The 16,271-nt window shown below is 54.2% G+C and carries 7 protein-coding genes; all 7 read left to right on the top strand.

The annotated features are described in order from the left end of the window. Window positions 1-29: 29 nt before the first annotated feature. Entirely contained in the window at window positions 30-1,562 is a 1,533-nt protein-coding gene (locus SPIRS_RS19845; RefSeq protein ID WP_013256482.1) for a hypothetical protein, read from the top strand. Continuing rightward, on the top strand, window positions 1,552-2,487 hold the full coding sequence (locus tag SPIRS_RS19840) for a metalloenzyme domain-containing protein (protein ID WP_013256481.1): 936 nt from the start codon (window positions 1,552-1,554) through the stop codon (window positions 2,485-2,487). Before SPIRS_RS19845 ends, SPIRS_RS19840 begins: the two co-directional genes overlap by 11 nt. Window positions 2,488-2,528: 41 nt before the next feature. Next, a complete protein-coding gene (locus SPIRS_RS19835; protein WP_013256480.1) occupies window positions 2,529-3,314 on the top strand; it encodes an SDR family NAD(P)-dependent oxidoreductase in 786 nt (261 codons plus the stop codon). After that, window positions 3,307-4,212 carry a hypothetical protein gene (locus SPIRS_RS19830; protein WP_013256479.1) on the top strand — a complete coding sequence of 302 codons (906 nt, stop codon included), beginning with the start codon at window positions 3,307-3,309 and terminating at the stop codon, window positions 4,210-4,212. Before SPIRS_RS19835 ends, SPIRS_RS19830 begins: the two co-directional genes overlap by 8 nt. 110 nt (window positions 4,213-4,322) lie before the next feature. Then, window positions 4,323-9,260, top strand: a complete 4,938-nt coding sequence (locus tag SPIRS_RS19825) for a beta strand repeat-containing protein (RefSeq protein ID WP_041866148.1) — start codon at window positions 4,323-4,325, stop codon at window positions 9,258-9,260. Next, window positions 9,257-15,793, top strand: coding sequence for a FlgD immunoglobulin-like domain containing protein (locus SPIRS_RS19820; protein WP_013256477.1), 6,537 nt, complete (start codon window positions 9,257-9,259; stop codon window positions 15,791-15,793). The genes SPIRS_RS19825 and SPIRS_RS19820 overlap by 4 nt, the downstream gene beginning before the upstream one ends. Next, window positions 15,790-16,269 carry a hypothetical protein gene (locus SPIRS_RS19815; RefSeq protein WP_013256476.1) on the top strand — a complete coding sequence of 160 codons (480 nt, stop codon included), beginning with the start codon at window positions 15,790-15,792 and terminating at the stop codon, window positions 16,267-16,269. Before SPIRS_RS19820 ends, SPIRS_RS19815 begins: the two co-directional genes overlap by 4 nt. The last annotated feature ends 2 nt before the right edge of the window (window positions 16,270-16,271 follow it).

Raw genomic sequence — 16,271 nt, 5'->3', positions numbered from 1 at the left:
AACGGTGTCAAAGGTACTACAGTACTTCTATGGGTGATCTTCTGCTTTATCTGGCCATTCCCCTTGTGGTCTACCCCCTTGTGATCCGCTTTGTACTTACTCCGCTGATCTTTTGGCGTCTGAGTTCCCGGCACCTTCCCGAGGAGCTGGAATATATCCGTGACGGCTGGTCGGAGCCGAAAGAGGCCGAAGCGGTGGACCGAATCATCGACTTTGTGAAGGCCCGGCTCAGACCTACCCAGCCCTTTCGCCCCAGGCCGCTTGATGACGCCAAGGAGCTGATGTTACTTGTCGGCAGGATCTATTATCCCGATGCGGGCCCTGATGGGGAACTCCGCTTGAATTTTTCCATCCGCAGATTGCTTGAGAGCGGCCTTTTCGCCTACGGAGATCTTGTGAAAAAGTATGGGGCTAAGGGCTGGTTCCGGCTCCTCTCTTCTTTACCGTTGAAATGGTTTTACCGCTACGGCACCGTGGACAGGTGGCGGCGCCGCTTCTACAATCTTGCTCCGGTGCGAAAGGCAGCCTCCCTGCGGCTTGTCGGCCCTCTGTTTCGACTCCTGCTCCTTCCCTTTCTTGGAGCGCCGGTTCTTATCCTTACCATCATACGGAGCTTTTTGCTTATCGGCCTTCTGGAGGGATTCAGCAGGTTTTATTACAGTGAGCTATTGATCCGCTTTGGATACTATCTCCTCCATCTCTACTGTGATAAAGAGAGTCTGATAGCCGAACGCTCCGGAAGGGTCAACCGAAAGCAGGTTTTTGCCTGGGGAAAAATGGCCGAGTCTCTTTTACAGGAAAATGATCCGGAGATGCAGGCCGATACGCGCTATCTTACTGCCCTTCGTCGCTATCGACAGCTTCTTGCAGCATGGAAGATCGACCCCGACAGGGTCACCCTGCGTAGGGAGGCCTCGGCCTTGGACCGCCACGACAGCATCGACTCCTTTGGTGAGTTTCTTTTACGGATAGCCCGCCGTCTTTTCCATTCGGGAAGGCAGGTCTTGGTTCGGATCGTTGATTCAGGGGCACCTGCCATAGAGGATGTGCAGCGGATGAAGGAACTTGCCGAAGCGGTCGGAAGCGCCTTTTACCCTGGCCATGGACGACCAGAGTTGAACCTCCGCCCCGGGGATCTCATAGAGAGCGGCTATCTTGCACTTCTTCTCACCTTTTATCGCCTCTACCAAATTCCGGGGCTGCCTCAAACCCTTGGAGGAATTTCTCTCAACGTTGTCATTACCGCGAAGGGTTTGATTGAAGATGATTCTCTACGTTTCGCGGCCAAGGGCTTTCAAAGTGGTTGGAGGGCCTGGAGGGCAAGTCGCCGAGTCCGGCGGTTGGGACGGGTGATACGTACGGGAAGTGGCATCACCGGCTTTGCCGTCACCCTTGCCGTTCCTATTGCCGGGCAGGGGGTTGTTGATATGGCCCGTTCCTTTGCCTACCATCGGGTGGGCAGGCTTCTCTTACACCTCTACGGTCGCAGCCTTCTACCCCGTAAGGGCTTTGATTCCCGATTCTTCGAGGCCTTCCTTCCCGGGGGGAGCGATGACGCCTAAGTCTCTCCTTTTTGTCTTTCTCGATGGGCTAGGCATCGGTCGTCGGGATCTCGCCCATAATCCCTTTGTGGCTATGACTCCGAAACTCGATGCACTTCTGGGAGAGGGATGGAATTTCGGTATGGTAGGGGAGCCTCCCGGTACCATTCTGCTTCGCCGTCAATTGTTGCTCGGCCATATCGATCCGATTATGGGTGTACCGGGACTGCCCCAGAGCGCCACCGGTCAGTGTTCTCTTATTACCGGTATCAACTGCCAGCAGGAAATCGGCAGGCATTGGGGTCCTCGTCCGAACAGCAGGGTGCGAGAGGTGATTGGCAGGGGAACGCTTTTTTCCGCGGCCAAGGCTGCCGGAGGCGAGTGCCGCTTCGCTGTTGCCTTTCCCGATTCCTTTTTTCAGGCCCTTGCCTCCGGACGGCGGATTCCCAGCTCTCTCCAGCAGGCCTTTCTCGATATCGGCGGCAGGCTTCCCGATTACCAGGATCTTGTGGCCGGCAGAGCCCTCTCCTCCGACATCACCGGATTGGGATGGCAAAAAGAACTCGGTTATGGGGAAATCCCCCTTCTTAGTCCGGAAGCGGCCGCCGATCGTCTCCTTGTTTTGGCCAAGTCGGCCCGTTTTACCCTTTTCGAGTATTGGCTCAGCGATCACATAGGCCATCGGGGAAGTTTTGAGGAGGCGCAGTCCGTCGTAGAAACGCTTGATCGCTTTCTGTCTTTGCTTCTTGAAACATCGGCCGAAGGCGAGGATCTTTTGGTTCTTATCACCTCGGATCACGGTAATCTCGAATCGATGGAACGAAAAAATCATACCGATCATCTTGTTCCCCTCCTCGTCGCAGGTCCGGGAGCCGATGGAGCCGAAGGACTCGAAACCATTTCCAATGTTGGGCGGTGGATGCGCGACCTGCTTGCCTCTGATTGAGCAATCTTTTACCATGGGCGGTACGGTTAAGGAGGTTACACGTGCGCTATTACATCATTACCGGTACCAGCAGAGGAATCGGAGAGGACCTTGCCAAGGCTGCGGCATCCGATGGAAACGGTACGATGCTTTTTTGCATCAGCCGTGGAGGAAGCGAGGAGGTCTCGAAGTTTGTGGGAAATAGTGGTGCCGTTGTTAACGATATACGTTTTGATCTTTCTAAGACTGCAGAAATTGACGACCTTGTCGACCGCATCTTCAGAGGGATAGATGCGGCACACTGCGAGGAATTGGTGTTAATTAATAATGCCGGTGTTCTTGAACCTGTCGGCCCCGCTGGCTATAACTCTACGGCAGCGGTCGAGCACCACATGAGGGTCAATCTGCTCGCTCCGATGCGATTGACTTCACTCTGTATCGCCGCCGCCGCCCGGGCCGCCATATCAGGCAGAAAGCTTGCTCTTCAGATTATCAGTGGTGCGGCGCATCGTCCCTATCAAGGCTGGAGCGCCTACTGTGCCGGTAAGGCCGGCCTTGCAATGTTTGCAAGAACCGTTGCCCTGGAGCAGAAGGAGGAAGCGTATCCTTTTCTTTCTCTGGCTGTGGCTCCGGGGATCATAGACACGCGGATGCAGGAAGTGGTGCGAAGGAGTGATCCCCAGCAATTCCCCGATCGTGACGCCTTTGTGCGCTATCATGAGGATGGGAAGCTTGATGATCCTCATGAGACCGCTTCCTGGCTCATGAAAATCATCAACGATACTAGCTTGGAAAGCGGTTCGATTATCGACCTTCGTGAATATCGAAAAGGAGAGATCCATGGATAATAAGGCCCTGATATTTATCAAACCCGATGCAGCCAAGCCCAAGGTTGTCGATTTTGTCGTGAAATTCCTCGATGGATGGGGGGTATGCCTCTCTGAGCCGGTTTCGGTACGAGGGACCACCATTGCGGCAGAGAGGACCATCGATAGACACTATTTCGCCATTGCCGGAACCGCGGTCGAGCGCAACCCTGCCGATTATACACTATCAGAAGATGCCAGGGAGGCCTTTCGGGGAAGTTTCGGCCTTCGTTGGGAAGAGGCCCTTGCATCAGGGCTTCTGCTGAATGCACAAGAGGCCCAGGAACGTCTTGGCGGAATATCCGGAATCGACCTGAACGAGCTTTGGAAGGCAAGCAGGCAGGTAAAGATGGCCCCCGGCCTTTATGCTGGCTTTTTTGCCGACAAGGGCTGGTATGTAATAAACGGCTTCTATCCCGGTCAGCGTGAGGTGTTTACCAACCCCGATGCCCAAGTGATATTGTTCGAGGCCTCCTTTTCGCCGGAGAAACTCCATTGGGAAGAGTTTAGATCAAAGGTGATCGGAGCAACCGATCCCACAGCTGCTCCGGAAAGCTCGCTGAGAGGGCAGATCCTGACACGATATCAGGAACTTGGCATTGCCGATCGCCCCGAAATGAGCCGGAACGGAGTCCATGCCTCCGCCGGTCCCGTGGAAGGCTTGCGGGAGCGAATGGTTTGGCTCGGCCGCGACCCATCTATAGATCCTCTTTCCCGGAAACTTATTGCCGAAGGCCTCAACCCGGGAGAACTTGACCGTCTCCTCGAAAACGCAATGGTTTCGGTGAGTGGTAATAGGGGACCTGTTTTCGACCTTACCGAGGATCAGGACAGCGACGAAGCGGCAGGCTTGCTTCGGGGCGTGGTGTTCGAGGAGTAGTTTCCGTAATTCACTCATTAACTGAGGAGCGTGTCTATTTCCCTTATCCCTCTTTTCTTTTTCTCAACACGGGTTATACTTCTGGTAGAGTTATGGCCGATAGTAGTAGTATGAGCCGAAGGGACATCCGGAAACCACTCTCATTTTTGCTGTTTCTGCTTCTTTTGGGAGGGGCGCAAACAGGCTGGGGACAAAGCCTTATCCCTTCAACTCCTGGAAACTATCTTCAGGTTACCGGCTCTGCAGCCACAGGTGACAATGATACCTTCATGGTGGTCTTTTTCTCCGTTCCCGATGATACCTCAGGCCCCCTCTACTTTGCCATCGATGATCCTTATCTTAGCGGAACAAGTCCTGACGACGGGACCGACACTGCCGGAGGGGACTCCTGGGATTTTTATCTGGTGGGGGGGAGCGGAACCTTCTCAAGCCCAATATCCAGGCAGGTAACCTTCGGAGATATAGGAGAGGCCGCGAACGGGTCCACTCTTGAAGAACTTAAGTTTGATGGAGATGGGGGAGGAGACAACGGGTGGCATTACTTTTCCGGTGTCTCTCCCACTCAGGGAGAGCATATTGGAAACCAATATTACTTTAAGGTGGTGGCGGAAGCTCCCAACACAGACAAAAATGCTTTTCGTTTAAATGTTTCAAAAACAGACAGTGGGGACCCCACTGGTATTGCCGGGGTGCGGGCCTTTGCCTATGCCTGGACCCTTGCTCTGCTTAACAACACAGGAAGAACATGGGAGCTGTACCCCTTTGTGCCGGACAGTGCGACAGGAAATATTACTGCCTTTTTCGTTGATTTTGACAATCAGGATCAAGGAAGTGTCTATAATAAAACCGATCGCACAACCGCCCTTGCTTCGAATCTTGGGAATGCTGCTACTGATTCTTATTCTACCGCTGTGACCGGACAAACCAATGGCACATGGTATGTTGAACTGACCGAAACAAATGGTTTTCCCGCTATTAATACAGCGCTCTTTTATGCCGAGGGTTCTTCACCGGCGGAAGCGTATCGCGTTTATGCCTCCGACTATTTCCCCGCAGCTCCCGACCATGTGTCTGCCACGGCCGAAGATGGTAGTGCTATTTCGAACGGCAGCGATCTGGAACGTGTTCTTCTTCAACTGGTGGATGACTCGGGTGATGCGGTTCCTTATGTACGAAATATCTACTTGTCGGTCGACGGTTCTGCAGAAATCGAGGCCACCAGTGACGAAGCAGGCCTTCTGAATGCTACCGAGCGGGTGGTCACCACCGACAGTGAAGGCTTTGCCTGGGTCGATGTGAGCGATACCGTTGCAGAAAACGTAACACTCACCGTCATTACCGACGGAACAACGGGTGTTGCCTCGCAATCGTTAACGAGTAGTCGACTCCCCTCAAGCGGAAGCTTGGGAGTAAACGATGCCCCGCAGCTTTCGTTTATTGCAGATGCATATCCAACCGCATCCTCTGCATTCGGTACCAGTTTTATCGAGGGAGCCACTCAGGCTATTGCAGCTATTACCATTGCAGAGGCCGGTTCTTTCCCTTCGATTACCGCGGCGGACGGTATTCGGATCACGATCCCGACCAGCAAGGATGTGACATTTAATACGACGCCTTCTTCTCTTAGTCTGTCGGTCTCAAATGGGGGAGGAACCGTCTCGTACGATAACAGTAATAAGACTGCAGTAATTAATGTTGACACTGATTTTGGGACTATTGATAGTCTCACCGTTTCCGGTCTTGAACTGACGGCTGCCGCCGATAGCGACACAAGCTTTTTTCTGGAATTCTCCTTTGATGGAGATCTTGTGGCCGAGGTCTCTGACAATAAGCTTATTATCGTGCAGGATACCGCCTCGACTTATACATGGACAGGTTCGAATACTACATGGGCCGATCAGACGAACTGGGATAGTGGTGACGGAACAGCGGGAGATGACGGCTATCCCGGTGAAAGCGTCATCACTGATAATGTTGTTATTCCCGGCGGCCTCTCAAACTACCCTGTTCTTGCAAGTGCCGTGACCATAAACGATCTGAGCATAGGCTCGGGCGGTGAACTTGATATCGGCTCAACTGTTCTTACCGTTAATGGTGATTCCTCCAATGATGGACGACTCATTCTGTCCGGTGCCGCAGGTCAGGGTACCGGTCTGGGTAGTTTTGATACCGATAGCGGAACCATTGAGTATTCAGGTGGAGGAAGTGTCCAGCTTGACAACTGTTATAACATCGAATTCTCCTCCGGGACCTATACCCTTGCCTCTGATCTTACCGTCAAGGGTGATATGACCATAAGCGGAGCCACCGTTGAGGACGGAGGGCAGGCAATCAGCATCAGTGGCGATTGGAATCTTTCTTCCGGTACCTTTTCCGCCAATAGTGATTCAGGCGGTACCGGAACTGTCGAGTTTGTCGGCAGTAGCATTGCTTCTCTTTCAGGAGATACCTCCTTTTATAATCTTACGGTGCAGCGGGCCGGAAAGATCATAAAGTTTGGTGCGGGCGATGCTTTTACCGTTGACGGTACGCTTTATGTGGTAGGTGTTGCCGGAAATCTCATCAACCTGATCAGTAGTAATCCCGAAACCCAATGGACCATTACCAACGGAGGCGGGAGTGAAACCGTTCAGTATGTTGAGGTCGAGGATAGTGCCGTAGGAGGTACGAACGATATCGCTGCCTATTATTCAATAGATGGCGACCGTAACGATACTACTTCTCCGGGTTGGAATTTCTTCGGGACGGCCTGGACCTGGACCGGCTCAATAAGCAGCGCCTGGGGCGATGAGGGAAATTGGGACAGTGGTGACGAAAGCGCCGGAAACGACGGGACTCCCGGAGCCGGAGACAGTGTAACAATTCCCTTTACATCGCGTGATCCTCAGCTTACCGGAGCGGTGACGGTAGATGATTTGACGATTGAGGCGTGGGTCGAGTTTGACCTTAACGACTATGATCTGACGGTTAGTGGAACGCTTACGAATGTCGGGACCCTCCGAGCCGAGGGCGGAGGGTCTGTGACCGCCAGCCTTAATACCGACAGCGGTAGCGTCGAGTATTACGGTACCGGCTCCTATTCCCACCTCGCTTTCGGTAATTCATACTACGATCTTACCATTTCCGGCGGCGGAAGCTACGCTCTTGGGGCGGCACTCACCGTTGAGAACGATCTGACGGTTTCCTCCGGAACTCTGGATGCCTCGGGAGGCGCCGATCTTCTTCTTGGCGGTGATGTTGATTTCAGCGGCGGTACATTTTCCAAAGGGACGGGAACCTTTACCCTTCAGGCGGCAGATGCCCAGAGTCTTGATCCTAACGCACAAGACCTCGGGGCTTTCCTTGTGGCCGGTAGCGGAACTGCCGTTACCCCTTCGGGAGATCTTATCGTGGATTCGCTTACCATTGATTCCGGTGCCTCTTTGACGATTGGGACGGGCATCAGCATCGATGTAGGAAGTGGTGCGCTTACCAATGCGGGAACCCTCATAAGCTCCGGGGCCATTACTGCAGGAGATTTCTCGTCTACCGGGACCTTTACCAATGCTGCGGCCAATACCATCTCTGCATCGGGCGATGTCGTCATATCAGGAAGCTTCGGTGGTACTTCAACCGACAACACCTTGACCATGAGTGGGGACGGAACAAGACTTGACGCCTCGGAAAACTTGGGGAATCTGAGCGTCGATCCCGGTAGTGGCAACACCGTTTCCCTTGCAAATAACGCCCTTGTTCTCGACGGTGATCTTGCCATTAACAGCGGAAGCCTTAATGTGGAGGGCTTTGGAATCACGGTCTCAGGCTCTTTTTCCAATTCCGATACCCTCGGCTTTGCCGGTGGAGAGAGTACGGTATCCCTTCCTTCGTCACCGATACCCGGTACGGTGCATTACTATGGCAACAGCAACACCACTGGCTTGGTAGGAGGCAATTCCTATACCGATCTGCTATTCGAGAACAGTGTTGATGCAACTTCTGTTACCTGGACGCTTTCAGCCGATCTTTCCGTATCCGACACGCTAACAGTTGGCTCGTCTACCACCCTTTCCACTTCCACTGCGTGGAACAACGTAACGGTGAGTGGAGATGTGGATGTAAGTAGCGGAACGTTTGATGCCGGAGGATCCGGGACGATTAAGGTGGGAGGAGATGTCAGCTTCGGAACGCTGACTGGCGGATCGGGATCGACGCTGGAGCTTGACGGAAGCAGTGCCCAGGCTATCGTGCCGAACGGACAGAGCTTTGGAGCGGTAAGCTTAAGCGGGAGCGGAGGAGTGACGCTGAGCGGGACCGGGAGTTTTCAGTCGCTGACGATAGCAGGAGGAGAGAGCCTGACCCTGGGAGGAGGGGCGGTAACGACGGGGCTGACGGTGAACGGAACCGTGACGAACGGGGGAAGCCTCTACCTGAACAGCGACGATGCCGGAGGACCGACGAGTCTGTATATGGCGGACGGGACAACGATAGCGAACAGCGGAGTATTGCAGGTGGTATCATCCACAGGGGCGGTAGAGCTGTCGAGCCCGGGAACGACGACACTGACGGGAAACGAGCTTGATGTAAACGGAGAAAGCCTGAACCTGGGGGGATTTGAAACGGCGATAGATCATACCCTTGGGGCGGGAGATGCGGTAACACTGGTGGGAGATGTAAGCTTCAGCGGAACGCTGACCCTGAATGGGACGGGAGCATCGCTGACGACGGGAGACAATACACTAACGACGGGAAGCCTGACAATAACGGAAGGGACGGTAGCGGTAAGCGGGAGCGGGGACGTTGATGTGGGAAGCGGGGCGGTGACGGTCGGAGCCAGCGGAGAGCTGACCTTCAATACGACGGGAAGTCCTGCGCTTATAAGTGGAGACTTTACAAGCAGTGGAACGGTGAACAACAGCCAGACATCCTTGGTGAGGGCGTCCGGGAATGTGGAGATAGATGGAAGTTTTGGAACGCCTGCGAACTCGACGGTAGAGATGAGCGGTGCGAGTGCGACGATCAACACGGTGGTGCAGGCGGGAAGCCTTGAGACAAGCGGAAGTGCGGGGTGAGTGCGGTCACCAGCAATCTGAAGCTTGCGGGCGATTTGACGATAGCGCTAGGTACGAGTGTGGATCTTGTAGCCTTAGGCTGTAGTATTGGCGGAGATGTGAGCGGAGGTGGGACGCTTGACGGAGGAAGCGGGAGCGTCGATGTAAATGGAGATTTTACGGTTGGCGCGTATAATGCGACGAGTGGAACGACGAGTATAGCAGGAACGACGGTAAGCTTTACGAGTTTGACGCACAACAGTGGGGAGATTGATCTTGACGGGACGGGAACACCGGTAGCCTTGAGTACGGGAGGGCAGGGCTTGTACAGCCTGACGATCAGCAACGGGAGTGGATTTGAAACGGTGAATGTGAGTGGTTCTTTGAATCTTGCGGGTGATCTGGATATAGCGACGGGGCACACGCTGGGTATGGGGAACAATGTGCTGAGTGTGAGTGGAAGCACGACGAATGGGGGAGCGATAACTGGAGGGAGCGGTTTAGTAAGCTTTAGCGGTGCGGTGAGCGGTACTGGAACGATAACGTCGGGAACTGGAGGGGTGAGCTTCGAAGGGAACTACAGCGGAGGAGTTCTTGTGGGGAATGCCGCTGGGACCATCACCTTCGAGGGAGCTTCCACCACCCTTGGTACCTTCACTCCCAATGGTACTTCGGTCCTCTTTTCGGGAACAGCTACTCCTCAGGTTTTTGATCCCAACGCCAACACCCTTGATGGGGATGTGAGCATCAACAAGGATCTTCAGGCTTCGATTCTCCGACTTGCCGGGGATCTGACCCTGCAGGATGTGAGCATGACAATCGTTGTGGGAACTCTGGATCTTAACGCTCATACCCTGACCCTGAACGACAGCACCGGAAGTGCCGGAAACATCACCCTGGACTCTGCAGGAGGCCTTGATATGTCGACCTCCGGTTCCGCCCTCGAATTGCAGGGAGACTGGAGCAGCGATTCTGCTTCGGCCTTTGATCCGGGAAGTGAAACCGTGACTTTTAGCGGAGACCATAATCCTCAATCTTTGGCAAGCGGCGGGAAATCATTTTACAGCATAACAGTTACAAAAGATGCTGCAGGCGACACGCTGCAGCTATCCGATAATCTGACTCAGAATGCGGGTGGCGTTCTTACCGTCACCACCGGAGAGCTGGACCTTGACGGCAATACCCTTACCCTGGGCGCCGACCTTAGTTTGAATAGTTCGGACGGCACCGTAACGGTGGTGAGCGGAAGTCTGGATGGCGGAAGCAGCTATGACGTGACCGTGGCCGGGGGAAGTATCACCCATACGACGGGAAGTATCGGTGTTCTCGATTTTACGGTATCCGGGGGAACGGTAACGATCGGAACAGGTGCCTTTACCGTTGCGGCGATGAGTGTGACAGGCGGGAGCTTTACGCAGACGGGAGATAACGGAGGTAATACCCAGAGTGTGGATTCCCTGAGTGTGACGGGAGGAAGCTGCAGCTGGGACAGCGGATCGGCCGGCGGCACGCTTGTCTTTACCGGGGCCCCGGGGGCCGACCTGACAGAAAGCAGCGGCTCGCTCTCTTTTGGCGCTAAAACCGTCACGGGAATAGAAGACATATACATTACCGGAGGTGATCTCGACTTAGGGACAGCTGCTTTGACCTCTGCCGGAGGCGGAGCGGGGACCTATACGATCAACACGTCAGGTACTATTACCGATTCGGGAAGCACCCTCACCCTTAACGGAGACGGCACCCTTAGCCTGGATGACGATGAGAGTATCGGAGACCTGGTTATTGGGGCAGCTATCACCTTTAGCGATGGCGGGGCGGATCCTGATGTGGATACGCTGAGCTTTTCGGGAGGCAGCCTTGCGGTAGGTGGAAATGCCTTTCGTGCGAACAGTGCCGATGTAAGTGGAGCGGTGACGGTAGGGAACGGCGGGAGCTTTGGTACGGTAGGGGCGCTGACAGTGAATAATGGGGGAAGCATTACGGCTTCCGGAAGCGGCATTGTAACGGCTGGAGCTGTTCTGACGATGAATGGGACCGGAACCGTAAGTGTGGAAGACGGAACCATGAGTGTGAGTGCTGGTGGGGCGGCCCTCAACGGGAGCGGGGCGCTCAGCTCTAGTGGAGCGGGAAATATAGATGTGACGGGAAATCTTGTGTGGACAGGGGCAAGCAGTGATGTGAGCCTTTCCGGAGGTGGGCAGCTGCTGGTAAGCGGAAACCTGACACAGGATGGAAGTTCCACGGGGGAGATAAGTGTCGGAGCTGGCGGAATAGCGGTGAATGGTGATCTGAGTCAGGCTGCGGCCGGCAATGGAAATATAAGTGCCGGGGCCGGAGGGGTGAGTGTCGGGGGAGTACTCACGATGTACAGTACGCTGAGTGTGACGGGAGGAGATATAGCGGTAACAGGAACCGGGGCGTCGGGTAACAACGGGACCATAGAGACGATAACAAGCGGGAGCCAAAGTTATGCGGGGACGTTTACGAACAGTGGGACATTGACAGGTGTGGGAGCGGTGAGCTTTGGTTCCGACCTTATCAATAGCGGAACACTCAACATGGGGAGCGGAATAGTTAGCGTTCTAGGAGCGCTTGACGGAAGCGGAGGGACGATAGACTTCAATGGTACAAATGATGGAGAACTTGAGGTATCTGCCGATGTAACCTTTACAAGCGGAAGTAGTATCACGAATGGTGATTCGGGAGATGTGATTCGGTTCACCGGTGCCGGGGCACAGCTGGTACGAAGCGGAGGCCATGCGTTTCCCAGTGTAGAGGTGAATAAAAGCGGAGGAAGCCTTGGTTTAGATACAGATAACATGACGCAGGCCACGGGTGCGACGCTTAGTTTCGGCTGCAGTGGGGCAACGGCAGTGAATTTGAATGGACTAAGCTGGACGCTTGAGGCAGCGGTAGATATCAATGACAACGTAGGTTTCAACGTACTTGCAGGAACCCTGGATGGGGGCCAGGCTCTTACGGTGAGTGGGACTGGAGACCTGATACATACGAGTGGACGTGTGGAGGTCTCGAGTTACACGCACAGTGGGACGGGAAGCTCTTTGTTTGGCGTTGGAGATATCGCAATAAGCGGCCAGCTGGAAGTGAGCGACGGAAGCTTTACGCAGACGGGAGACAACGGAGGGAATACCCAGAGTGTGGATTCCCTGAGTGTGACGGGAGGAAGCTGCAGCTGGGACAGCGGATCGGCCGGCGGCACGCTTGTCTTTACCGGGGCCCCGGGGGCCGACCTGACGGAAAGCAGCGGCTCACTTTTCTTCGGTGCCAAAACCGTCACGGGAATAGAAGACATATATATTACCGGAGGTAATCTCGACTTAGGAACGGCCGCGTTGACTTCTGCCGGAGGCGGAGCGGGGATCTATACGATCAACACGTCAGGAACTATTACCGATTTGGGAAGCACCCTCACCCTTAACGGGACAGGAGCCCTTACGCTGGATGATGATGAAAGTATCGGAGCCTTGGTTATCGGGGCAGATATCACCTTCATCGATGGCGGGATGGACCCCGATGTGAATACGCTCACCGTGGGAAGTGGTTCTTCGTTGAGCTGCGGGGCCAGTGACTTTTCCACCTCGGGTGATGCGGTTTTGAACGGGAACTTGAGTTTCAGCGACGGAAACTTTATCGCCGGAGGCAATCTCACCCTTAGTTCCGGCGGCACACTGGATGTATCCGGGGCCGGAGCGGTAACGGTGACCGGAACAACAATCGCAGCAGGGACGGTTGTCATCGGAGGGGGGGGCGTAACCTTGGTTGGCGATGCCGACCTGTCGGGGGCCACCATCGATTTTGGTCCCTCGGTTGATCGAGTTCTCGAGTGTCAGAGGGATCTTGTATGTTCTTCGGCGACGAGTTTGGACAACAGTGATTCCTCTGATACCCTCATCTTTTCCGGGGAAGTAGAGCAGAATCTAACCAGTGCCGGGCTTTCTCTTATGTCGGTATCGGTGGAATCATCGGGATTATCGCTAACCCGGGTGGTTCCCCTTGATGATACGACCATCGACGGAGACCTTTCGGTGACAGCAGATGCCGAGTTTTCCACCGGCGGAAATGATGTTACCCTGTCAGGAGCCATGTCCCTCGAAGGCCTCACATACCCCGACTGCGGTGTATTTGAGCTTGACGGCAGGGAAACGGTATCCATCGGAACAATGGATATCGACAGCGGAATTGTGCGATTTGTCGGTGATTTGACCGCTTCTGGGGCTGTCTCGGCAACGGTGTACGATCTTGATGACCCATCAAGCGATCCTGCCAACTTCTATATTCTCGAGCTCAATGCGACAAATAGCGGTACCACCTTTACCTTGGTAAAAAATACGGAGATTGCAAGTGAGGTTCGGGTCCTTCAGGGGAGCTTTGACCTTGGCGGATACGATCTTAGTATAGGAGGCTCTGCCCCCGGTAGTCTCTACGTTGCTTCCGGCGTTTCCCTTTCGGTGTCGGATGGAAATCTGACTGCGGACGGCGATGTGGAGTGCGACGGAACCATCTCTCTTTCCGGCACGGTTGTTTTGACCGCCGGGGAAGATATTTTCGGCACTGGAACCTTGGATGCCGGTTCTTCCGCCGACTCGGTCGAAATCAACGTTGGGCAGGATTTCGACATCACCACCTTTAATCCTGGAGAGAGTACCATCGCCTTCAATGATGATACGATCCAGGAAAGCCACATCGGCCGGGCCTACACCTTTTACAATTTGGAAATCGTCGATACCAATGGGGATAATGATGACACGCCGAAGATCGTCTACTTTCCCGAAGGTGAGCTGATCACCATCGCTGCAGGAGGCTCTTTAGTCGTGACCGGTGCCGAGAATCATGAGGTCGAGCTTTTAAGCTCCTATACCGAAAGCAATTCCCATCCTGCGACTGCCTATGATGATGCTCTTTATTCCGAACAGTGGAGGCTTACCATCGAGGCAGGAGGAACCGCCGATATTGATAACGCCTACGTTGAGTTGAGTTATTCGTATGTCCCCATTTACCCCACCTCAGCGCTGTTTCGGCCCGATCGCCACAGCGAAGACGATTGGTGTTACAACTGGCGGCTTGTCATTCCTGTTATCGAAAGCCTTATGCAGGATTCCAACGGTGACGGAAAACTGGACCGAATCCAGGTGACGGTAAATGCCTCCACTCCGTTGAATGATGACTTCTCCGATTTTTCGGCAACGGTGGACGGTTACACAGTGGCTGGTTACGATACCGGTACTTCGTACGACGATGTCTTCTATATTCTGCTTGAGGAGAAACCATATCTGGATACCGATGCAACCCCCTCCTGGTGGATTACCGGTGGTAACGATACGAATGACAGCCTCCGGTCGACTACCGGTACTAGCAGATATGTCACCATTGAAGATACGGACGACATTGCCGCTACTATCGATAGCGCGTCTCCCGTCATTGGTTACACCCTGGCCGTCTCCGGGTATAGCAAGGTCTTCATCCATTTCTCGGAGCCTGTTCAGGTCGACAGCAGTGCAAGTTCCTGGATCGCCGGCGATTTTACGGTAAACGGAACGTCGGCAACAAGTCTGTCCATCGTAACGGGAAGCAGCGCGGAAATAGAAGAGGTAACCTTGAACACCGCCTCCGCGCTTTCCGATGCCAATATCATCGGTCATGTTACTGTCACGCTACCTACTACGACCCAGGATGCGGAGGGCAATATCATCGGCTCCACCACCCACAGAGTCTCCGATCTTGGCCTCGGCATCATCGAACCCGTCTACGCCCGCAATACCGCCGTTCAGCGGGATGCCACTCGCGGGGCGGGGGTCGGGCTTATCAACTACTTTGATGATTCGGCATGGCTGGAACCCCAGGAGATCGAACTGCAGGTCAACTACGGATCGGCATCCGTGCCTACCCTTTCTTACGATAGCGATGTTCCCCAGGATTTTACTTCTTCCGACAACTCAGGCCTGTGGCTTCCTTCTTTCGATGAAACCGACTTCAGTGGTCTGGTTCCTTATCCGAACGATCCATCGGCAACCTTGCCTTCGGGCTACAGTTCTTCCGATCCTGCAAGTCTCTCAGGAGCGGATCAGGGCTCTTCCCTGATTAATTTCACCATCTCCGATTCTTCGGATAAATTAAAGGACAACGGTACCTTTGATTTCTTCCTTTATGCCGATGATCTCTACCATGCCAGGGTTGCTTCCCCTGCCGCCTCAAACTGGTATCGTACCATTCGGCCTTTCTCCTTCGAAATGCGGGAGGTACGGACGCAGACTGGTGATGTGACCATCCTCAACAACGTCATCAACCCGGATGAGGGGGAAAAGACTACCCTGCATTACACCATAACCCGTTCCGGTACCATTACCATTCAGGTATTCAATCTCGCGGGGGACCTGATTGATGTTCTCTACCGGGGAAGGCGAAGTGCCGGCGAGTACGCTGTTAGCTGGGACGGCCGCAACCGGGCCGGCTATGCGGTAGGCCGGGGAATCTACTTTGTCCGGTTCAGCGGTCCTGGTATCGATGAGTATCGAAAGGTGATGGTGATTCGATGAGGTTTCGCTGGCCTTTGCTATCGATGCTTTTCATTATGGCCTTATCCTCCTGTGATTATGCCCCGGATGCCGGGGGCGTGCGTTTTTTTCGGGTAAGTGTGGAGCTTACGGGAACCTGTTCCGCTGCAACCCTCAATATCGATTTTAACGAAGCTACTGCGTTCACCGATGCAGAGGGAAATGCCTGGAGCGCGGTGACAAATCTTTCCCTCTCTTCTTCAGATCTGCCCTATACCTGGAGTGCCACGGCTCTTGTTGATAGGAGCGATCCGAACCGCGCGTTGTATGTAAGCCTGGATTGTACCCTTGCCTCCGGCGATGGGCTTACCGCACGTATTCTCTATGAAGAGCTCGTTCCCGATGGTTGGAGTTCTCCCCGGCTTTTGGACTCGGGCGTGGCGAAATACGACGATACGCTTTTTCCAGCGCCCCAGTATGGAAGCATAAAGCTTTCGGCCTTGCTTCCTGAACCGTGATT

The organism is Sediminispirochaeta smaragdinae DSM 11293 (assembly GCF_000143985.1).
Taxonomy (GTDB): domain Bacteria; phylum Spirochaetota; class Spirochaetia; order DSM-16054; family Sediminispirochaetaceae; genus Sediminispirochaeta; species Sediminispirochaeta smaragdinae.
This window is presented reverse-complemented; position numbering and strand designations above follow the sequence as displayed.

Coding starts and splice junctions, on each gene's coding strand:
- SPIRS_RS19845 (WP_013256482.1), top strand. CDS start 30: ATGGGTGATCTTCTGCTTTATCTGGCCATTCCCCTTGTGGTCTACCCC.
- SPIRS_RS19840 (WP_013256481.1), top strand. CDS start 1,552: ATGACGCCTAAGTCTCTCCTTTTTGTCTTTCTCGATGGGCTAGGCATC.
- SPIRS_RS19830 (WP_013256479.1), top strand. CDS start 3,307: ATGGATAATAAGGCCCTGATATTTATCAAACCCGATGCAGCCAAGCCC.
- SPIRS_RS19825 (WP_041866148.1), top strand. CDS start 4,323: ATGAGCCGAAGGGACATCCGGAAACCACTCTCATTTTTGCTGTTTCTG.
- SPIRS_RS19815 (WP_013256476.1), top strand. CDS start 15,790: ATGAGGTTTCGCTGGCCTTTGCTATCGATGCTTTTCATTATGGCCTTA.